The sequence below is a fragment of the Paenibacillus piscarius genome, assembly GCF_022234545.1.
In the GTDB taxonomy this organism is placed as follows: domain Bacteria; phylum Bacillota; class Bacilli; order Paenibacillales; family Paenibacillaceae; genus Paenibacillus_AQ; species Paenibacillus_AQ piscarius.
Genome location: NZ_JAIEUI010000001.1, coordinates 687,277 through 707,736, shown reverse-complemented (window position 1 = coordinate 707,736; position 20,460 = coordinate 687,277). Strand labels below are relative to the sequence as shown.

Annotated in this window: 21 protein-coding genes and 1 riboswitch; of the genes, 8 read left to right on the top strand and 13 right to left on the bottom strand. The window is 55.3% G+C overall.

Translation table 11 applies throughout. From position 1 onward, the window contains the following. Positions 1-23 precede the first annotated feature (23 nt). The 7 genes from K1558_RS03230 to K1558_RS03200 all read right to left on the bottom strand — a co-directional run bounded on the left by K1558_RS03230 (position 24) and on the right by K1558_RS03200 (position 8,277). Positions 24-1,451, bottom strand: a complete 1,428-nt coding sequence (locus K1558_RS03230; RefSeq protein WP_238649913.1) for an arabinan endo-1,5-alpha-L-arabinosidase AbnB — start codon at positions 1,449-1,451, stop codon at positions 24-26. Between the two features lie 524 nt (positions 1,452-1,975). Continuing rightward, positions 1,976-3,046, bottom strand: a complete 1,071-nt coding sequence (locus tag K1558_RS03225; RefSeq protein WP_238649912.1) for an ABC transporter ATP-binding protein — start codon at positions 3,044-3,046, stop codon at positions 1,976-1,978. 265 nt (positions 3,047-3,311) lie between these two features. Continuing rightward, complete coding sequence (locus tag K1558_RS03220; protein ID WP_238649911.1) at positions 3,312-4,283, bottom strand: phosphotransferase family protein; 972 nt, start codon at positions 4,281-4,283, stop codon at positions 3,312-3,314. Positions 4,284-4,286: 3 nt separating this feature from the next. Then, the gene (locus K1558_RS03215; protein WP_238649910.1) at positions 4,287-5,255 is read right to left on the bottom strand and encodes a sugar phosphate isomerase/epimerase family protein; all 969 of its coding nucleotides are present in this window, start codon (positions 5,253-5,255) and stop codon (positions 4,287-4,289) included. A 42-nt stretch (positions 5,256-5,297) separates the two neighbouring features. Continuing rightward, the gene (locus K1558_RS03210; protein ID WP_238649909.1) at positions 5,298-6,368 is read right to left on the bottom strand and encodes a Gfo/Idh/MocA family protein; all 1,071 of its coding nucleotides are present in this window, start codon (positions 6,366-6,368) and stop codon (positions 5,298-5,300) included. Between the two features lie 51 nt (positions 6,369-6,419). Continuing rightward, positions 6,420-7,517: a Gfo/Idh/MocA family protein gene (locus K1558_RS03205; protein ID WP_238649908.1), complete on the bottom strand. Its 1,098-nt coding sequence runs from the start codon at positions 7,515-7,517 to the stop codon at positions 6,420-6,422. Next, positions 7,510-8,277 (bottom strand): sugar phosphate isomerase/epimerase family protein, encoded by a 768-nt coding sequence (locus tag K1558_RS03200; RefSeq protein ID WP_238649907.1) that lies wholly within the window; start codon positions 8,275-8,277, stop codon positions 7,510-7,512. The genes K1558_RS03205 and K1558_RS03200 overlap by 8 nt, the downstream gene beginning before the upstream one ends. Before the next feature lie 307 nt (positions 8,278-8,584). Between K1558_RS03200 and K1558_RS03195 the strand changes: the two genes are divergently transcribed. Beyond that, positions 8,585-9,403, top strand: coding sequence for a helix-turn-helix domain-containing protein (locus K1558_RS03195; RefSeq protein WP_238649906.1), 819 nt, complete (start codon positions 8,585-8,587; stop codon positions 9,401-9,403). 3 nt (positions 9,404-9,406) lie between these two features. On the opposite strand, the gene K1558_RS03190 is transcribed toward K1558_RS03195, so the two are convergent. After that, the gene (locus K1558_RS03190; RefSeq protein ID WP_238649905.1) at positions 9,407-9,619 is read right to left on the bottom strand and encodes a hypothetical protein; all 213 of its coding nucleotides are present in this window, start codon (positions 9,617-9,619) and stop codon (positions 9,407-9,409) included. 221 nt (positions 9,620-9,840) lie between these two features. On the opposite strand from K1558_RS03190, the gene K1558_RS03185 reads away from it, so the two are divergent. Continuing rightward, positions 9,841-10,521, top strand: a complete 681-nt coding sequence (locus tag K1558_RS03185; RefSeq protein WP_238649904.1) for a TIGR00266 family protein — start codon at positions 9,841-9,843, stop codon at positions 10,519-10,521. Positions 10,522-10,707: 186 nt separating this feature from the next. On the opposite strand, the gene K1558_RS03180 is transcribed toward K1558_RS03185, so the two are convergent. Beyond that, on the bottom strand, positions 10,708-11,181 hold the full coding sequence (locus K1558_RS03180) for a Fur family transcriptional regulator (protein WP_338019665.1): 474 nt from the start codon (positions 11,179-11,181) through the stop codon (positions 10,708-10,710). A gap of 172 nt (positions 11,182-11,353) precedes the next feature. Between K1558_RS03180 and K1558_RS03175 the strand changes: the two genes are divergently transcribed. Then, positions 11,354-11,929: a hypothetical protein gene (locus tag K1558_RS03175; RefSeq protein ID WP_238649902.1), complete on the top strand. Its 576-nt coding sequence runs from the start codon at positions 11,354-11,356 to the stop codon at positions 11,927-11,929. Between the two features lie 89 nt (positions 11,930-12,018). After that, positions 12,019-12,696 (top strand): S-layer homology domain-containing protein, encoded by a 678-nt coding sequence (locus tag K1558_RS03170; RefSeq protein WP_238649901.1) that lies wholly within the window; start codon positions 12,019-12,021, stop codon positions 12,694-12,696. A gap of 74 nt (positions 12,697-12,770) precedes the next feature. Here the strand turns inward: K1558_RS03170 and K1558_RS03165 are convergent, their stop codons facing one another. From K1558_RS03165 to K1558_RS03150, 4 genes are all read right to left on the bottom strand, one after another. Then, the gene (locus K1558_RS03165) at positions 12,771-13,520 is read right to left on the bottom strand and encodes an amino acid ABC transporter ATP-binding protein (RefSeq protein WP_238649900.1); all 750 of its coding nucleotides are present in this window, start codon (positions 13,518-13,520) and stop codon (positions 12,771-12,773) included. Positions 13,521-13,544: 24 nt separating this feature from the next. Beyond that, positions 13,545-14,213, bottom strand: a complete 669-nt coding sequence (locus tag K1558_RS03160) for an amino acid ABC transporter permease (protein WP_238650021.1) — start codon at positions 14,211-14,213, stop codon at positions 13,545-13,547. Between the two features lie 68 nt (positions 14,214-14,281). After that, on the bottom strand, positions 14,282-15,097 hold the full coding sequence (locus K1558_RS03155; protein ID WP_238649899.1) for an amino acid ABC transporter substrate-binding protein: 816 nt from the start codon (positions 15,095-15,097) through the stop codon (positions 14,282-14,284). Between the two features lie 162 nt (positions 15,098-15,259). Beyond that, positions 15,260-16,780 carry a DHA2 family efflux MFS transporter permease subunit gene (locus tag K1558_RS03150; protein ID WP_238649898.1) on the bottom strand — a complete coding sequence of 507 codons (1,521 nt, stop codon included), beginning with the start codon at positions 16,778-16,780 and terminating at the stop codon, positions 15,260-15,262. Positions 16,781-16,940: 160 nt separating this feature from the next. Here K1558_RS03150 and K1558_RS03145 point away from each other — a divergent pair, with 160 nt between their 5' ends. The 4 genes from K1558_RS03145 to K1558_RS03130 all read left to right on the top strand — a co-directional run bounded on the left by K1558_RS03145 (position 16,941) and on the right by K1558_RS03130 (position 20,460). After that, positions 16,941-17,546 carry a TetR/AcrR family transcriptional regulator gene (locus K1558_RS03145; RefSeq protein ID WP_238649897.1) on the top strand — a complete coding sequence of 202 codons (606 nt, stop codon included), beginning with the start codon at positions 16,941-16,943 and terminating at the stop codon, positions 17,544-17,546. Between the two features lie 68 nt (positions 17,547-17,614). Next, positions 17,615-17,717, top strand: a riboswitch (TPP riboswitch). A 133-nt stretch (positions 17,718-17,850) separates the two neighbouring features. Beyond that, a complete protein-coding gene (locus K1558_RS03140; protein ID WP_238649896.1) occupies positions 17,851-18,618 on the top strand; it encodes an ABC transporter ATP-binding protein in 768 nt (255 codons plus the stop codon). Then, positions 18,602-19,375 carry an ABC transporter permease gene (locus K1558_RS03135; protein WP_238649895.1) on the top strand — a complete coding sequence of 258 codons (774 nt, stop codon included), beginning with the start codon at positions 18,602-18,604 and terminating at the stop codon, positions 19,373-19,375. The genes K1558_RS03140 and K1558_RS03135 overlap by 17 nt, the downstream gene beginning before the upstream one ends. After that, entirely contained in the window at positions 19,372-20,460 is a 1,089-nt protein-coding gene (locus K1558_RS03130) for an ABC transporter substrate-binding protein (RefSeq protein ID WP_238649894.1), read from the top strand. Before K1558_RS03135 ends, K1558_RS03130 begins: the two co-directional genes overlap by 4 nt.

Sequence of the window (20,460 nt, the reverse complement as noted above, 5' to 3'; positions counted from 1 at the left end):
CCTATGAAAGATTCTGATCCACTCTACTCCCGGGACATCCGGCTTCCCCAGACCGGGACACCATCTGCTGACAGCACTGTGAAGGTCATCACCTGGCCTGCGGCAGCCTCACTCCACTCCCGCAGGAACACACCGCTGTACTCAGTGCCTTCGATTGTCAGCTTCGCCTTATGTTCATCGCTCAGGCTCCATTCCCCGGTTACAGATCCGGTTATGGTTCCGTCTGCGTTCAGCTTAACGGGCTGCGACTCCGCAAGCTCAGCCGAGATCTCCTTGCTGTAGATCACCGCCTGATATCCGCCGCTCACTTCCTTGGCTGTGTATTTACCGATCTTCTCTCCCCCGTACCGGTACGGCGCAACCACCGGCCAGCCCGCTTCATTCATGAACATCTGATGCACCCGCACCTCATGCTGTTCCCCGCGTCCCGGGAACCGGGCGTGGAAGATCAAATAATATTTCCCGCTCTCCTCATCATAATAAGCGGAATTATGCCCTGGAGATACATACCCCTCCTCCGTTGCAGCGGACCCTTCATCTGTATTCATGAACTGATGATTCCCCATCAGCTTGACGCCATAAGGGGCATACGCCGGATCATCGAACAGAACGCCAGCCGTTCCTTGCGCATCCAGCATTGGCTTGCCTGCAGAATCCTCAAACGGGCCATCCGGCTGCTTGGAGCGGGCAACACGGATGTTGTAGCCGCCATTCGCATCCAGCCCTCCATAGGAGAGAAACAGGTAATAGTACTCTGTTTCAGGGCTATACAGCATATAAGGTCCTTCGATCCGGGCATGATTGCCCCCCAGCAGCTTCTTGCCGTAGCCCTGCCCCTTCAGCGGGAAGCCCGTCGCCGGGTCCAGCTCCAGAATGAAGATGCCCCCGGAGTAAGAGCCGTAGACCATCCACAGCTTGCCGTCCTTGTCGAAGAACACATCAGGGTCAACCACATTCGGCTTCTGCGTGGCATCATATACCTCTCCATCATCTCCGATGCCGGACATGCCTGATTTCAGAATAATGCCTTTGTTCTTATATGGCCCCTCAATCTGATCCGCTACGGCAATTCCTAGCGCTGACAGCGGGGAATCTCCCCGGCAGGCATCATAATACATGTAGAACTTCCCGTCCGCCAGCTGAATGACATCCGGTGCCCAGAGCGTATCGGACTGTGCCCAGCTAAGCGTCTCGCTAAGCTCCTCGGTCACATTCGGAATCAGCACATTATCATTGGTCACGCCCGAGGAAATCTGGGTCCAGGACATCAGGTCCTTCGACTTGGCCGAGGCCAGATGGGAGCCGAACACGTAATAGGTATCCTCTACCCGGATCACGGACGGATCATGAACCGACACATTCTCAAATACCGGTGCGCTATCCGGACTCTGCCCGCCGCAGCCTGACAGCAGGGATAACGAGATCAGAGCCGTTAAGGATGTCTTTCTCATCTCATCACAACCTCTCTATGTATACCCTTACATTTTGCTGCGTGTCAGCAGATAAGTCAATACTTTTATTTATATTAGTTTGTATTATTTTATATATATATGAAATATAAATATTCGCGATTACACTTGCGCTAATCGATGCACGGGCCCGATAACCACATTACATGCTTATAGCCAGGCGCCTGCCGGATGTGGCCGGTTTTCCGATTACCTTCCGCTCTCTCGCCACACGCCTACACAATGTAGTCGGTTTTCCGATTACATTTAGCTCATATGCTCCACGCCGGCCTAATGTGGTCGGTTTTTCGATCACATTCTCGGACACAGGCATATGGCCCAAATGTATGTGGAAAACAACATACATTCCGTTCACTCGCCTCCACTACAGCGATTGTGTTCGCTTTTTCGCATATAACCTTCTCTGCCGCCCTCATTATTCCCCGAAAAGCGCAAAAAAGCGCCAGACCCCTAAAGGTCTGACGCTGAGTAAACCCTATAGTCCGGCATGGATAGCCGTTCTATTCTTAATAATCGCCGCTGTCCTTCACCAGAATCGGCTCCGGATAGGCGTTGCTCAGGACGCGGCGCTGCTTCTTCACGACTTCAGGCGGCTCTACCGCCGGAGCCATCGGATGCAGCAGCCAGGACTTCACCAGATGGGAATCCGATACCTTGTACATCGGAGGTTCCTTCTCCATATCAACCGCCATGGCGTACGAGCTGCGCAGTGCGAAGGCATCCCCCTTCGGCGGCTTGATCAGGTCAGGCGGAGTGCCGGGAATCGCGGTCAGCATTGTGCCCTTGCTCTCCAGGCTTGGCATGGAGGCCAGCAGGCCCCAAGTGTACGGATGTCTCGGATCATAGAAGATCTCTTCCGCTGTACCCATCTCAACAATCTGTCCGGCATACATTACCGCTACGCGGTCAGCCATTCTCGCCACAACCCCCAGGTCATGGGTGATGAAAATGATCGCCGTATCAATCTTCTTCTGCAGATCCTTCATCAGGTCGAGAATCTGCGCCTGAATCGTTACGTCAAGCGCCGTAGTCGGCTCATCGGCAATCAGCAGCTTAGGATTCGCTGCCAGGGCCATGGCAATAACGACACGCTGGCGCATCCCGCCGCTGAATTCATGCGGATACTGCTGGAAACGGCGTTCCGGTGATGGAATACCTACCAGGCCAAGCAATTCTACCGCACGTTTGTAGGCGGCTTCCTTCGTAATGTTCTCATGCTTGAACAGCACTTCGGTGATCTGCTTGCCGACCTTCATCATCGGATTCAGCGAGGTCATCGGGTCCTGGAAGATCATGCCGATCTCCTTGCCGCGGATCTTCTGCATCTGCTTCTCATTCTTCGGGATCAGATCTTGTCCATCGAACAGAATCTGGCCGCGCTTATATTCGCCCGCAGGCTGAGGAACCAGCTTCATCACGGCCTGGGAGGTTACGCTCTTCCCGGAACCGGATTCGCCGACAATCGCCAGTGTTTCCCCTTTATTTACATGAAAGCTGACACCACGGATTGCTTGCACTTCTCCTCCGCGTGTTCTGAATGATATAGCCAGGTCTTTTACCTCTAAAAGGCGCTCCATCCTGTCACCCTCTCTGCTTCTTTTCAAATGTAATCGTCTTTCTCAATAACCCAAAAACACGCAATACTATTATTTTATCTATCTTAGGGGGTTGCCGTCAAGCTGTTTCTGAAAACGCCACCGCAACCAAACATTTCATGTCAGCTATGTGAACGCCGGGCTATGTATTTCCATCATGTAGAGCACGCCTAGCGGCTTCGCCGGAAGAAATACTCCCGAGAAAGCCAAAGACCGGAATCTCCGCAGAGACCCGGCCTCAAGTAGACTATGATACCAATTCAGTGAACAGCCTCCAGGATTCGGTAAGATTATCTTGTGCCCAGCGCACATGGTCCTCATCCTTATACTGGCGTGAATAGCACTCAATCGCGAGGATTAAATCCAGGTGCAGGTCATATAGCTGCTTACGCAGCAGTTCATTCCGCCGGGTAAACGTTATGCCGTACCCTTCATGGAACGCTGCCGAGTTCTCGAAATGCCGGAAATAATACTCCTGCAGCACATCGCCCCACATTGCCCGCTCCCAGTCTATAATGGACACAACGGTCCCGTCCTGCACAAAAATATTGCCGTTCCACAGGTCCCAATGCACGAGGCGCGGCTGTGTTACTTCATCCAGTGCGGGCAGATAACGCTCCAGCACCTGCTCGAATTCGGTCAGGGAAGCCGGTAACTGCGCTCCCAGCCGGACCGCATCCTGCAGCACATCCAGCAGTATCGACCGGAAGGTCTCCCTCCAGGTACGTCCGCTCTCAACGGGAGTCTTGCCGAACAGTCCGAAGGCCGGCCCCCCGATTTCGTTGATTCTCCGCTGATACCGTCCAACCTCATGTTCAATGGAGGCCTGCTGCTCAGGGGTCAAGCTGTCCTTAATTTCATTGTAAGGCTGCCCCTTCACCTTCTCCAGGAAGAAATACGGGGAAGATATCAGCTTCAGACTCTCATCATAACAGTAGACTTCAGGCACAGGCACCCCGCCCTGCGCACGCATCAGGCGCAGAGCTTCAACCTCTGCCCGCATAATGTCCTTCTCGTAGCTTAAGACCTCCGTCTCCGGACCGGGAGCCACCTTAAGAATCACCGACCGGCCATCGCTCAGCTCCAGGTCATAAGCCGTATTATAGAAGCCTCCGGTCAATTCCCTGCTGCTTGCGATGTCCAGTTCTGCACCGAAAGCCGCAGCCGCTAACAGCCGCAGCTCACTGTCCTTCAGCTTAACCTTAGTGAAGCTCTCCACCCGTTAGACCCACCACATCTCGGAGACAGGCTCTTCGATCAGCACCTGCTGGAGGTTAGCGACCGCCTTGGAGAAGCCCTCTTCGATTGACATCAGGCCATCCTCATGTTCGATACTGACCACATAGTCGTATCCGACAAGACGCAGCGCGCTCATCATATCCGCCCAGACCTTGACATCATGTCCGTAGCCTACCGAACGGAACTGCCAGGCGCGGTCCAGCATCTTCGTGTAGGACTGCATGTCGGTCAGACCATGCTTATTCACATTGACCGGATCAATGACGGTATCCTTCGCATGGAAGTGATGAATCGCACCTTCACGGCCCAGAATATGAATGGCTTGAACCGGATCGATACCCTGCCACCACATATGGCTCGGGTCAAGGTTAGCCCCGATGGCTTCTCCGGCAGCTTCTCTAAGCCGCAGCAGGGTCGCAGGGGTGTGCACCGAGAAGCCGCCATGCAGCTCAAGACCAATCTTCACATCATGTGCAGCGGCGAAGGCTGCCTGTTCGCTCCAGTACGGAATGACTTTGTTCTCCCACTGCCAGTCCAGAATCTCCTGATAATCATTCGGCCATGGAGCGACCGGCCAGTTCGGATATTTCGCGCCTTCGTGGTCGCCCGGACAGCCGGAGAAGGTATTGACTACCTTGACTCCCAGCTTGTTCGCCAGCTTAACCGTATTTACAAACACCTCGTGGTCCTTATCTGCCAATTCCTTCTGCGGGTGCAGCGGGTTGCCGTGGCAGCTTAGCGCACTGATCATCAGTCCGCGTGATTCAACCGCATCCTTGAAGGCCTTAAGGGCAGCCTCGTCCTCCAGCAGCTCCTTCGGATTGCAATGGCTGTTGCCGGGATAACCACCGGTGCCGATCTCTACAGCCTTCAGCCCTTTGGAAGCCACATAATCCAGCGCATCCTCGAACTTCCGGCCGCCGAATAACACCATAAATACTCCAAGTTTCATTTGCAGATGCCACCTCTCCTTGGGTCCATTGTGTACAGCTTATTAAGCTCCGTACGTGTCGAAATTCTTCACCGTCTCATTGCGCTCTGCCGCTTCAAAGATCGCCTCAATCAGCTTCAGAACGCGGAGTACCTCAGCATTCTTGACAATCGGCTCTGCAGTACCTTCAATGACTTCAGCCAGATTATTATAGAAGCTGGACGGAAGCTCTGAGGCAGCCGGCAGGTCTTCCATAGTGGTCGCGCCTTCAGAAGGCGGGGCCATCGTCTTGGTCAGGCCTACACCTGCACGGATCGGCGTCGGTTCGATTTTCTCCGATTCGTGGTTAGGGGCGATGATTCTTCCCCGCAGCGACCAGTCTTCAATGATGGCTGTCCCCTGTGTGCCCTTCACATACCATCTGGGCATGGTAATGAAGTTCGTCGTGCCGACCTCGACAACCGCCCGGATCCCGTTCTCGAACTGCAGGACCGCATCGAAGCCGTCATCGACATCATTGCCCAGAATAAAGCTCAGATGGCTGCTCACACTGGTTACCTTGCTGTCAATCATGAACAGCAGCTGATCCAGCAGATGCACGCCCCAGTCCAGCAGCATCCCGCCGCCCTGCTCCTTCACATGGCGCCAGTCCCCGGGAATTCCGTTGGCTCCATGCACGCGGGATTCAATCTGAAAGAGCGAACCAATCGTTCCCTGCTCATACATCTCCTTGATTACACGGAAGTCCTCATCCCAGCGTCTGTTCTGGTGCACCATCAGTACCCGGCCGGCGGCCTCTGCGGCAGCCTGCATCTCGGTGAATTCCGCCGAAGACAAGGCCACCGGCTTCTCGCAGACGACATGCTTGCCCGCCTGGAACGCGCGGACCGCAATGTCCTTGTGCACATCGTTCGGGGTCGCGATCAGCACAATGTCCACCGCCGGATCTGCCAGCACCTCCTCATAGCTGGAATAGGCGGCATATCCTGCTTCGGCGGCCAAGGCGCGCCGTTCTTCCAGCAGGTCGTAGGCACCTTGTACTACCACGCGGTCACTCTCTTTAACCAGTTGCGCATGGTAGCTGCCCATCCCGCCGTAACCAACGATAACTACAGTATGTTTGATTGAACTCATGGATTCCACTCCTGTTTTCTCTGAATAGTCGCGTGAACCGGTCAGGTGCTCTTAGTTGTCTGTGCTTCCGTCGAAGTACACGGCGCGGCCGGTACGTGCGGATTCGTATACAGCCTCCAGAATCTGGGTAACGACATAGGCCTGCTCCGGCAGAACAACCGGGTCCTTGTCTTCACGTACGGCTTGCAGCCACAGACGTGCTTCACGGTCCGCTTCATTCTCGGCAGCACCGCTGTAGAAGGCAACTCCGCCGGAGGACAGGTCCACCTTGGTCTCATAGAGGCGTCCGGCACGCTCCCCGTTCAGACGCAGGCCGTCCTTCATGTCCGCTCCGCCTTCTGTACCGGCAAGCAGTGTCTTCGCTTCGCCAAATTCGGACACATTCAGCGCCCAGCTCGATTCAAGTACAATTGTAGCACCGTTCTCCATCGTAATGAAGCCGAATGCGGAATCTTCAACCTTGAACTGCTCCGGGTCCCACGGGCCGAAGGCGTTCGCGGCGTTCTTGCGCTGGCCCAGCTTGTGGAAGGTGGAGCCTACCACCATACGCGGCTTGTAGTTATCCATCAGCCAGAGGGTCAGGTCAAGCGCATGGGTACCGATATCGATCAGCGGGCCCCCGCCCTGCTTCTCCTCATCCAGGAACACGCCCCAGGTTGGAACCGCACGGCGGCGAAGTGCAATGGCCTTGCCGTAATAGATATCGCCGAGCTCTCCGCCCTCGCACAGCCCCTTCAGATATTCGCTGTCCGCACGGAAGCGGTTCTGATAGGCGATCGACAGCTTTTTGCCTGTACGCTTAGCGGCATCCAGCATTTCCTTAGCCTGGGCAGCAGTCTTGGCCATAGGCTTCTCGCACAGCACGTGGTTACCGGCTTCCAGTGCAGCAACCGTAATCTCGGAGTGGCTGTCGTTCGGTGTGCAGACATGAACAATGTCAAAGCCGCCTGCAGCAAGCAATTCACGGAAATCGGTGAACACCGCAGCACCTTCTGCACCGTATGTCTTAGCTGCCTCTTGCGCACGTTCTTCCACGATGTCGCAGAAGGCGACCATTTCAGCATCCTCCTGGCGGGCCAGGCTTGGCATATGTTTGCCGTTTGCGATACCACCGCAACCGATAATAGCAATCTTGAGTTTGTTAGACATGAATACTTCCTCCTTGTTTCTCGTATGTTCTGATCCAGTTCAAGCTGTCCTCTACACTTGCAAGCGGTGAACGGCTGCAGGAGTCCTGCTCTACCACTGCCCACTCCACGCCAGCCGCAGCGGCCGCTTCAATAACAGCAGCCAGATCGACTTCACCTTCACCCAGCACAACGGTCTCCGGGGAGCCGTCTTCGCGCTTCTTCAGATCCTTCAGGTGGATGATCGGCAGGCGTCCTGCATACTTATGGATATATTCTGCCGGATCATACCCGCCGTAATGCACCCAGCAGGTATCCATCTCTACCTGCAGCTGCTCTGCAGGCACAGTGTCGAACAGATAATCGAACGCAGGCTGTCCCTCAACCTTCTCAGTGAATTCAAAATCATGATTATGATAAGAAAGAACCGCTCCGCCTTCCAGGCACTGATCCCCGATCTTCCGCAGGTTAGCTGCCACTTCAGGCCAATTGCGCTGTTCTTCCGTCAGATACGGCACGATTAGATTACGGTTGCCAATCTCCAGGTTGAAGCTGATCTCCTGCTGTGTATCATTCAGCATCGCCTCATACGGGCGGTGTGCTCCTACAGCAACGAGTCCTGTCTCCTCCAGAAGCGCTTTCACTGCTTCAGCGCTGCGGCCGAAATAGTGGAAGAACTCCACGCCGCTGTAGCCCATCTCGGCTACCTTACGGATGGTTCCCTCGAAATCCTGTTCCAGTTCGTCTCTTAACGTATACAGCTGAAGTCCTACCTTCAACATTCCTTGTCCACTCCTTATATGATCCGGAGTCATCCTGATCTTGCCGCCGCATTCTCCAGTTATTCCGCCTGAAGTGCATCACCTGAACAAAAGGGCTGTAAACACCGGAGGGAATCATCAGTTTAAACTTCCATCCACTGCTTCCAGAGTTTGTCAATGTAGCGATTTGCGCCGCAATACGGCCTTCTCCACATCATTTGTATGTTTTTTGCTTAGCTACATGGTAATATGAAAGCGTATATAATAAAATGAATAATATGATTAAAACATGAACAATCTGCTTATCATTTCATTTCCGGGAGGGCTCATGACACAAACTGCAGCTTGCCATATTCTATCCGCCGGATTCTCCTTCCACCGTAAGCCGTTTCATATGTCGCGCAGTGAAGGCGTGCAGTATTATCTGCTGCGCCTCCAGACCGAAGGACGCAGCCGGACCAAGGAGAACGGAGCCATCACGATTGTCGAGAGCGGCGATCTGATGCTGTTCGCACCAACCGACCCATACTACTTAAGTATCGACAAGGAAGTCTACCCGGTCGGCAAACCGCGTATTGAGAGCGGGGACTACCATATCTTTTGCAGCGGCCCTTGGATTGAGGAATGGTGGGGACGCAAGACGCGCCCGGCTGTACTCCGGCTGCCGCTGAGCGACCATATCCTCGGCCTCTTCCGCCAGCTTGTGCTGGAGCAGCGCCGGCTGTCGGACTCCTCGCCGGAGATCTCCTCGTGTTATCTGCAGATCCTCTGCATGGAGATTGACCGGCTGATGACCGACCAGCCCGTGATTTCTCCGAAGGCTTATCTGGCTTACCGTATGAAGCAATACGTTGAAGAGCATGCCTCCTATGCCTTCCGTCTTGAAGATGTCGCCAGCCATGTGGATATTTCGGTCTCCCGCGCAGTGCATCTGTTCAAGGAGGCGTTCGGCACCACGATTGTCAAATATGTAAATGATGTCAGACTCGACATGGCCCGCGAGAAAATCACCTTCAGCCCCATGCCGCTGGAGCATGTCTCCGAGACCTGCGGCTTTGCGAACTACACCTACTTCCACCGTGTGTTCCGCAGCCGGTTCGGCATGTCGCCCAAGCAGTACCGCATTCACAGCCGGGCGCAGGCCTAGACTTCAGGATGCCTTAAGACATGGATAAGGAGCGCCATCCTGGAAGATCCGCTCCTTATGTTTGTTCTTATTCAACTGCTGTTGTTTGCCCGGTGTTACTCTGACATGCTGGGAGATGGCGGCATAATCCTGGTTCAGCCTGCGGTTTCTTTCCGCACACCAGGTTCCTGAGCGCTCTGCCTTGCGCAGAGCTTTTTGTGTTCGTGTACGTGCCATAAACGGCTGCACTCCTTGTCATACTGGATTCAGTGCGGTTAGCACTGTTAGTTTAATTTTAACATATTCAGCTGTAGGATGCCCGGCAGAGTTCATTATATTCATTTCTTACCGAGCCTGCTCATTAAGCGGCAAGCCTGCTTGCGGGGAGGCTGCTTATTCTAGTATTCTTGATGAATACTTAGATTACCAAGAAACGCAGAATCAGGAGGAGAACGATAATGAGATATGATGTGCTGTATGACGGCGCCTTCGCGATGCTGAAGGTATTGCTGGAGCCTGGTGAGAGCGTGAAGGCGGAGATGGGCGCAATGGTGGCGATGTCGCCGAATGTGGAGCTTAGAGGAACGGTTGACGGCGGCATTATGCGCGGCCTCGGCCGGATGCTGAGCGGGGAGAAGTTCTTCTTCCAGGAGCTGACCGCCACACGCGGACAGAGCGAGGTGCTGCTATCCCCCGGAGCCATCGGCGATATTCAATCCATCGAGCTGGACGGCTCGTACAAGCTGATCGTGCAGAAGGACGGCTTCCTGGCCGGAACCCAGGGCATTCAGGTCAATACCAAGATGCAGAATCTGACGCGCGGGCTGTTCTCCGGCGAAGGCTTCTTCATTCTGGAGATCAGCGGCAAGGGAACCGTGTTCCTCTCCTCCTTCGGCGCGATCCACGCGGTGAATCTGGGGCCCGGCGAGGAGATCATTATCGATAACGGGCATCTGGTGGCCTGGCCGGATTATATGCACTATAAGATAGAAAAAGCAGCCTCCGGCTGGCTGAACAGCTTAACCAGCGGCGAGGCGCTGGTCTGCCGGTTCCGCGGCGAAGGCGTAGTGCTGGTCCAGACCCGGAATCCGGGAAGCTTCGGCACCTGGATCAAATCCTTCGTCCCGAACCGCTCTTAGCGGCCGCAAATGCGCAATATGCACACAAGTGGAAACGGTACCGTCCTTTTAAAGGACGGTACCGTTTCAGCGAGAAATAGAAGGATAATTTATCGTGTGAAACATATAAATTCATATATTTGCAAAAAGACGCGTGCTGATCATTCAGCAACGCGTCTTTCTGTTGTAACACAGGCACCGCTCCCTTTAGGAGACGGCCCGGCATTCCTTCTCGCCTTTGCAGCCGGTCTCTTTGCAGCTATGATAAGTGCCTTTGAAGTCCAGCCTATGATCGGTCACAACGAAGCCGTATTCACGGGCCAGCCGCTCCTCCAGCTCCGTCAGCCAATCCTCCTTGATCTCCTCCAGCTTCCCGCATACATTACAGATCAGGTGATGGTGCATATGCTCGTGATCCTCGCCGCGCAGGTCATAACGGGCCACGCCGTCCCCGAAGTTCATCTTCTCGACAATATGAAGCTCACACAGCAGCTCCAAGGTACGGTATACGGTTGCCAGCCCGAGATGCGGATAGCTGCGCTTGACCAGCATATATACCTCTTCCACACTTAAATGTTCCTTCTCTTGATCCAGCAGTACCCGCAAAATCGCCTCTCGCTGGGGAGTCAGCTTATAATTATGCGCCGCGAACTGCTGGCTGATATTTGCCACTGGGTTCACCCGGGTTCCCACCTTTCTGACAAGCAGAACAATTCCCGCCATTAAGTAGTAATCGTTACGAAATAAGCATAACAAACTTGCAGTCCAAAGAAAAGTCCTGACCCCATTATACACCACGAAGCCCTTTTCCCATATCTTATAGAAACAAATCTTCAAAGTGAGGATGATCCGGATGGCAAAAGTTAGACCTAAACCAAGAAGGCCGCTTGTTACCGGGCGCGTATTGCGCCAGGTTGCCGCAGCGATGCTGCCGTTTTACCGGAGAATTGCCGCTAGCCGCAGCTATGCCAGGGAATGGACAACCGCTGTCGTCTCAGCTGACCTGGACCTGATGCGCAGATTACTCTCCGGCATTCCGTCCCTGGCGGACACCGATAATTACGGTACGAACGGCATCGGCTATTTCATCTCTTTTCCGTTTCCCCTTCCTGTCGGCTTCTATACCAACGGGACGACGATTCCGCCGGGAATGGCCCGTTACACCTTCAATACCAATGCTCACCGCTGCATCGCGCGCGCTGTGATTCCACTGTACCGGGAGCTGGCGTGTAACCGCAATTTCGCAGATAACCTTGCAGCGGCACTCCGGTGCAAGGATATCCGTACAGCCAGAACGATGGTGCGCAGTCTGGTGAAGACAAGTGCACTCCAGTCCGTCACTATTGAAGAGAACGGGCTGGCCCTGTTGTTCCGGACACGCTTCAGCAAGCATCCGTACCGCAATCTTCTGTTTCAGGAGAGAATGTAGCCGCTCGGACTGCAACCTTTTGCCGGACATATTCGTATAGGGGGTAGATAAAGGCCGGAAAGGCCAACTTAACCAGAGGTGATTGCAGGATGATAATCAGCAAGAAGGCTATTGCAGCGCTGACCGCGGCCACGGTTCTCTCGCTTACACTGGGTGCGCAGAGCTTCGCGGCAGACAGCAGCTTCAAGGATATCGGGAATGTGAGCGGCAAGGATAAGATCAATGCCCTGAAGCAGCGGGGGCTGATCAAAGGCATCTCGGACACCCAGTTTCTCCCCGGAGGAACCGTAACCACCGCCCAAGGCGTGCAGTTCATCTCCGGCGGCCTCCAGCTTAGCCTGGCAGCTATCGATTTCAACAAAGCGCCTAAGATCAGCACCATATTCCCCAAAATCAAAGATACAGCCTGGTACGCCGAAGCGTTCGTGAACGCCCACTTCAACGGAGTGGACATTCCGGCGGACATCGATCCGGCCAAGCCGATTACCAAGGAGCTGTTCACCAGCCTGCTGGTGCAAGCCGTGGAGAAGGCCGGCAACCTGCCGATGATTAACATCGTACCGGCGGATATTGCCGATGCCGATGCGCTTAATCCTTCTTATCAGGGAAGCATCCAGCGCTCGCTGAAGTACAAGATCAACACACTGGACGCAACCGGCAAGTTCAATCCGAAAAGTCAGATCACCCGCGCAGAAGCCGCCGTTATGCTGTTTAATGCTCTGGACTATCTGAAGTCGGTCAGCGACGGAGATTCTATCACAAAATAACCCCAAAATCTATCAACAAAAGGCAGATACGGAATCTCTCCGGTCTGCCTTTGCTGTGTCAGCCCGCTTTCATACTACTCTTCCCTGCCGAGCCGGTTCAGGAACTGCATTGCCCGCGGGTTCTTCGTCTGCTCCAGCACCTGCTGCGGCGTTCCCTGCTCCAGAATGACTCCTTGATCCATCAGGATGATCCGGTCGGCCACGTCAGCCGCGAACTTCATCTCATGGGTGACAATCACCATCGTCATCCCTTCCCGGGCTAGCTGCCTGATCACCTTCAGCACCTCGCCGACCAGCTCGGGGTCAAGCGCTGAGGTCGGCTCATCGAACAGCAGCACCTCCGGCTCCACCGCCATTGCCCGGGCAATCGCCACGCGCTGCTGCTGGCCGCCGGATAACTGGTGCGGATAAGCAGCAGCCTTCTCCGCCAGCCCTACTTTGCCCAGCAGAACCATGGCTGTCGCCTTCGCCTCCTCCTTGGACCGCTTCTGTACAGTGACTTGTGCTTCCATCACATTACCGAGCGCAGTCATATGCGGGAACAGATTATAGGACTGGAAGACCATCCCTGTCTGCTGGCGCAGGGACAGCACAGTACGCTGCGGAATTTTGGCGCTCGGGGCGAAGTCAAGCTTCACGGTATTCAGCGTCAGGCTGCCCCGATCCGGGATCTCCAGCAGGTTGAAGCAGCGCAGCAGTGTGGTTTTGCCGGAGCCTGAAGGTCCGATAATGACCATGACCCGGCCGTGCTCCAACGTGAGATTAACACCCTTCAGCACCTCCAGCGGACCGAAGGACTTATATAGATCGCGTATTTCTATCATGATTGTGTTGTACCCCCCTTAGCCTTAGCTCGCTGTATATCTGTCCAGCCGCTTCTCCAGCGTATTCTGCAGCGCCGACAGAACGGAACAGAACAGCAGATAGAACAGTGCTGCCTCGCAATAGAGCAGCAGCGGCTCGTAGGTGGTAGCGGTGATCTGCTGGGCTTTTCTGAAAATCTCTACATACGTAATACTGGCTGCAAGCGAGGTATCCTTCACCAGACTGATGAAGGAATTCGATAGCGGCGGCACCGACACCCGGACAGCCTGGGGCAGAATGACCCGGCGCAGCGCTTGTCTGCGGGTCATGCCGACCGAGAACGCCGCCTCCCACTGGCCTGTGGGAATGGACAGAATTGCAGCCCGGACAATCTCCGAGGAATAGGCTCCGACACTGAGTATAAACCCGATAACGGCTGCAACGAACGGCTCCAGCACAATCCCGGCGGCAGGCAATCCGTAGAAGATAATAAACAGCTGTACCAGCAGCGGCGTACCGCGGATCACCCAGACATAGAACCTGGCGGTCAGCCTCGGAATTCTCCAGGAGGACAGGCGCGCCAGCGCGGTAAGCACTGCCAGCACCATACCCAGGATGAACGATACCAGGGCAAGCGGCAGGGTAAAAGCGATTCCGGCCTTCAGCAGAGGCAGCAGCGAATCCAGGAATATTTGTATTTGGCGGTCATCCATCATCATGCTATCCTTCTCGGACCTGCTGGGCGGAAGCCTGCGGCTCCATCCTGGTCCATTTCGTTATTTTATTCTGATACATCCGCGCCGAAGTACTTCTCGGAAATCTTTAGATAGGTTCCATCGCTCTTCATGGCTGCCAGCGCTTTGTTCACCGCCTGCACCAGCTCCTTATTGCCCTTCAGGAAGACAGCTGCACTATGCGAGCCTTCATCGATCTCATCCACCTGCTTAATCTTCACATCCGGCCTCTGCTTCTTCAGGTCGAGATAAGACAAGCCATCATTGACAGTGGCATCAATCCGCCCCGAGAGCAGCAGGTCAATCGCCTGATTGAAGCCTTCAATGGATACGATCTCTGCACCGTTGTCGGTAGCAATTTGGCCGAGATTGCTGGTGAGCGATTGTCCGGCCTTCTTGCCCTTCAGGTCTGCAAAAGACTTAATATCCTGGTTATCCTCCGGCACAATCAGCACCGCCTTGGATACGATGTACGGATCGGAGAAATCATATTTCTCCTTGCGCTCATCCGTAATGGAGACTTCATTGAAGATCACATCAAAGCGTTTGGCAACCATTCCGGCAAAAATCCCGTCCCACTGGGTCTCAATGAACTCCGGCGTCACGCCCAGGCGCTTGGCTACCTCTTCGGCAATTTCGACATCGAAGCCCGTCAGCATGCCGTCTGCCTCATGATACGTGAACGGTGCATAGGTGCCTTCCGTTCCGATCCGCAGCTTCCCACTGGTCTTGACGGCCGCCAGGCTGTTCTTGTCTCCGGGAGCCACACTAGTCTGTCCCGCAGAATCAGCCCCGCTGTTCCCGCAAGCTGCAATCATGATCATGGCCAGGAGCAGCACAATAGTCAGACTCAATTTTCTCATTCGCTGAATCCCCTCTCACATCTTCTCTATAGTTCCGGACCACCGGCAAAGTGAATAGTAACTAGCTTACCCCGAATGGCGGATCTGCATCACAAAAAGCAGCATCCCCCATAAAAGGAGAATGCTGCTCTAAGTCTTCAATGCTATGATAAGTCTGCCTTATTACGCGTGCGGAATCTCGGCTGCTGCCCGCTCTTTCTGGTGCCCGCCAGATAATTGGCGGCCCCGGCGGAGCAGCAGACCAAGCACTGCACCGCCCATGGCAACGAACATCATAATGTGGAAGGTGTCAGCAAAGCCTTGAGACAGGACGGTCTGCTTCGCCAGCTCCAATGCACTCTGGGACGCTCCGGCAGCACTCTGGCCGGCAGCGGCGGCAGCTTCCTTCATCTCGGCAGCGCGGGCGGTTGTTCTCGCTGTAAGGATCGTAACCAGCGTGGACACGGCTAGTGACGTTATCACCTGCTGCATCGAATTGGTCAGCGAAGTGACCCGGTTCACCAGATGGCTTGGTGCTTTATTCAGCAGATGGGTGTTCATCGGCATCATCATCATCCCCATACCGGCGCCGCACATAATCAGCGGCAGGATCAGATCGCGGCTCTGTGTGTTCAGGTCGACATGAGAATACTGGAAGAGCGCGCCTGAGACCAGACTAAGTCCGCAGACGACCAGCCACCGCACCCCGATCCGGTCGAACAGAATACCCGCGATCGGCATCATAAGGCCGGAGGCAATGGCTTGCGGCAGCAGGGTCAGCCCGGTATCGAAGGCGCCGAAGCCGCGGGCCTGCTGGAGAAATTGCGGCAGCAGGAACAATGCCCCATACAGGCCGAACTGGGCAATCCACTGCACGATAATGCCGGTGCTGAAGTCCACCGACTTCAGAATCCGCAGCTCCAGCAGCGGTGTACTTGAGCGCAGCTCGGCAATCACGAAGGCGATGAGGGCAACGCCGCCAAGCAGCAGACCGGTCAGCGTCTTCTCTGATGTCCAGCTCTGCGCGCCCTGGCTGACTCCGTACGTCAGGGAAGCAAATGCCAAGGGTCCAAGGATCATGCCAAACTTGTCCATACCCGGAACACTGTTCCTGGAAGCACTCGGCAGCTTGCGAAGTCCGATCAGCACACAGATAATACCAATAGGGATATTAATCAGGAAGATCCAGCGCCAGGAATGGTACTCTACCAGCCAGCCGGACAGTACCGGACCGATCGCCGGGGCGAATAGCACAGGAATACCCATAATCCCCATGACTACACCAACCTTGCTCTTCGGTGCCAGCCTGTAGACGTATGCCATACCAACCGGCAGAACACAGCCTCCGCCAAGTCCCTGAAGGACACGGAAGACGATCAGCCATTCCGCACTGCTTGGCGTAGCGCATAGAATAGAACCGATAGTAAATATAATAACCGCCGTCAGGAAGACCGTCTTGGCTCCGAACCGGTCAGACAGCCAGCCGGACAACGGAATGACCGAAGCCTGGGCCAGCATGTAGCCTGTAACCACCCATTGCAGCGTATGCAAATCCGTCTTGAAATCCACCACCAGCCTCGACAAGGCCACATTCATTGCCGTGCTGTCCAGAACAACCATGAATACGCCGGCAATAATCGCCAGCAGCGGCACCAGAATACTGGACAGGCGGAAATCCGCGTCCTGCTTCAAGGTCTGCTCCATCTCTTTTCTCCTCCTGCGCTGTCCGCAGCCTGCATTGACCGGCGGGCAGATTTCTCTATATAATGAATGATAATGAATGAACGGACAATTGTCCGTTGTTGCATTTTATAGTCTACGGACAATTGTCCGTTCTGTCAATTATTTTCTGAAAGGGGACGTTATGAAACATTCAGAAACGCCAAAGCCCGCCGATCCTTATGTTGAGCGGATTCTTGAAGCGGCCCGTGAGCTGTTCAATGAGAGCGGGCTGGAAGCCGTCAGCATGTATAGCATTGCCAAGCGTGCCGGGATAGGACAAGGCTCTCTGTACCGCCGCTTCACGGATAAGGGCGAGATCTGTTCTGCCCTGCTGAAGGGCAGTGCAGAGCAGTTCCTGTCCGGCCTGGAGCTGCAGGTAGCTGAAGCTTCAGGAAAAGAAGCAGCGCTTGCACAATTGCAGCACTGCATCGAGCAGGTCGCCGGGTTCATTGAACAGTACGCCGAGCTGCTGAATATGATCAAATCCGAGTTCACCGGCAAGAAGCAGCTTACCCAGTTTGAGCATCCTTTTTTCCAGCGGCTGGGGGAAGTTATGACAGAGCTGCTGCAGCGGGCTGCGGCGAACGGGGAGATCATCGACATTGATCCCGTCTTCGCCAGTGCGGCGCTGGTGGCAGTGCTCGGCCCGGATCTGTACCTGTATGAACAGAAGCGGCATCAGGCCTCCAAGCTGGATATCTCCCGGGGAATCGTTACCTTATTTGTTACCGGCCTTACCGCACGCTGACCGCCGGCTCTTTACAACCGGGGATTTTATGATATATTAAGTAGCAATTACGAATTCAATAGCACCTGTTATTTCACTAGGGGAGTCGCACGACTGAGACGAAGCTTACGCTTCGGACCCTTGGAACCTGATCTGGGTCATGCCAGCGGAGGGAAGTGGAGCAGAAGAGTGTAGTAGTGCCGTGCGTTCTGCCGCTGCGACTGACTGTACCTTCAGCCCCCTTCACCTCCTCCGGGAATGAACGGGGCTTTTTTGTTGTTCGTATGGCTGTTATTCCACGCCAAGGAGGGCTGCATTCTGCCGGATGATTAATATTACTAATCTGTCTTATACCTTCGGTTCCCCGCCTTCCGGCACTCCGGTGTTCTCCAGGCTCTCCATGCAGGTGCGCCGCGGGGAATTCATCTCGATTGTCGGGGCCAGCGGCTGCGGCAAAAGCACCTTATTCCGAATCATCGCCGGCCTGCTTGAGCCAAGCAGCGGCACCGTTGCGCTGAACGGGAAAGTTACAGCCTCTTCGGCCGCTAGACTGGGCCAGGTCGCATATATGCCGCAGCAGGATCTGCTGCTGCCTTGGAGAACAGTGCTGGACAATTGCCTGCTGCCATGGGAGCTGAAGCGCCGCGGCTCCAAAGTTAACGCCGCCGCTGAGATCCGCACCCTGCTGCACCGCTTCGGGCTGGCGGAGGCTGAAGGCGCATATCCGCATGAGCTGTCTGGGGGTATGCGCCAGCGGGTGGCGGTTCTGCGAACGGTCGCTGCCGGGAATGAGCTGATGCTGCTGGACGAGCCGTTTGGGGCACTTGATGCCATTACCAGGCGCTCCCTTCAGCTCTGGCTGCTGGAGCTATGGTCAGAGCTGGATAAGACCGTGCTGTTCATCACCCACGATCTGGAGGAGGCACTGCTGCTCAGCGACCGGATCTATCTGCTGACCGGACCGGACGGGGACGGAATTCAGGAGTATTCCCCCGGTCTTCCGCGTCCGCGCCACCACAGTCTGAGCTATGAACCGCAATTCGCCGCTCTGCGCCGGGATCTGGAGATGATGCTGTATGAACACCGCAGCTAAAAGGCTGCTCAGGAGTTACGGCCCCTCCGTCCTGCTTACTTACTTGACGCTTGCGGTTTGGGAGACGGTGGCGCGCCTGGGTCTGGTTCCTCCGTTCATCCTGCCCGCCCCGTCTGCCATCTGGCTGGCTTTGGTTGAAGACCGCCGTCTGCTGTTCGGGCTGCACCTGCCGGCCACACTGCTGGAGGTGCTGACAGGCTTCGCCCTGTCCGTGATCTGCGGATGCCTGCTGGGTACGCTGATGCACCTGTTCCGTCCGCTGGCCACAGCATTGTACCCGCTGCTGATTATGAGCCAGACTGTCCCGCTGATCGCCCTGTCGCCGCTGTTCATCATGTGGTTCGGCTACACCTTGTGGAGTAAGGTCGCAATTGTCTTCCTGACTGCCTTTTTCCCGGTGGTCATCGGTGCCTATGACGGATTGTCCAAGAATACGGACGCCTACAGCCATCTGCTGCTGACATTAGGCGCGAACCGCTGGCAGATCCTCCGCAAGGTGGCCGTGCCGCTGGCTCTGCCCTCCTTGTTCTCCGGCCTGAAGCTGTCGGTGGTGTATTGCGTGATCGGCGCAACGCTCGGGGAATGGCTGGGAGGCAGCCGGGGACTCGGCTATTTCAGCCGCCGGATGGCCGGCAATCTCCATAGCGCCGAGATGTTCGCTGCCGTTGTGCTTCTGTCTGTCATGGGCATCGTGCTGTTCCTGTGTGTTGCCGGGCTGGAGAAGATTATTTTGAAGAAAAGAGGACATTATTCATGACCCCATTCCGTTATAACCGCAATCCTGAAAATGGCTCATCGAGGCCATCCCTTTCTCTGTTCTATGTATTCATCTTATGTACGCTGCTGCTCCTGGGCGGCTGCAGCAGCACTGACCAGCCTTCTGCTGCCGGGTCCAAGAACGCATCCGCTGCCGCCCCTGAGTCCGGGGCCGGCGTAGCCGCACAGAAGCTGTCAATTATGCTTGACTGGTATCCGAATGCCGTCCATTCGTTTCTGTATGCGGCGCAGGCTGAAGGTTATTTTGCCGAAGCGGGATTGGACGTGGAGATTCAGATGCCTGCAGACACGAACGATGCACTGAGGCTTGTAGCCGCCGGGAAGGTCGATTTGGCGCTCAGCTATCAGCCACAGGTGCTGCTGGCCAGAGATGAACAGATTCCAGTCCGGTCCATCGCCGCCCTGGTCCGGCACCCGCTGAACCATCTTATGGTTGCAGAGGATAGCGGAATCACCCGGCCTGCTGATCTCGCAGGCAAACAGGCCGGATATTCCTCTGTTCCCCTGTATGAAGCCATGCTGAATACGATGGTACAGAGTGACGGCGGTGATCCTGCCACCTTGAAGCTGGCCGATGTCGGCTTCGACCTGATTCCTGCCCTCTCCACCGGCCGTGTGGACGGTATTATGGGCGGCTTCATTAACCATGAGCAGCTGATTCTGGAGAAGGAAGGCCATCTGGTCCGCTCCTTCAACCCCGTGGACTATGGAGTCCCTGATTATTATGAGCTGGTGCTGGTCGCCAGCGAGCAAGGGTTAGAGAAATCCCGTGACGGGTACAGCCGGTTCGTGAAGGCGATCGGCAAGGGCCAGCAATTCGTTGCGGCGAACCCGGACGCGGCCTTGAAGCTGCTGCTTGCCCATCAGGAGGACACTGCCCCGCTGGATGAAGATATTGAGCAGCACAGCCTTAAGATACTGCTGCCGCTGATGGATGCAGGCACCCAGCCTTTCGGCTATCAGGAGAAGGCTTCGTGGGAGAAGGTGGGCAAGTGGCTGAAGGAGAGCGGTTTGCTGGCAGAGGATGGCGGGAGCAAGGATGCTTTTGTCAATCTGGCAGAATAA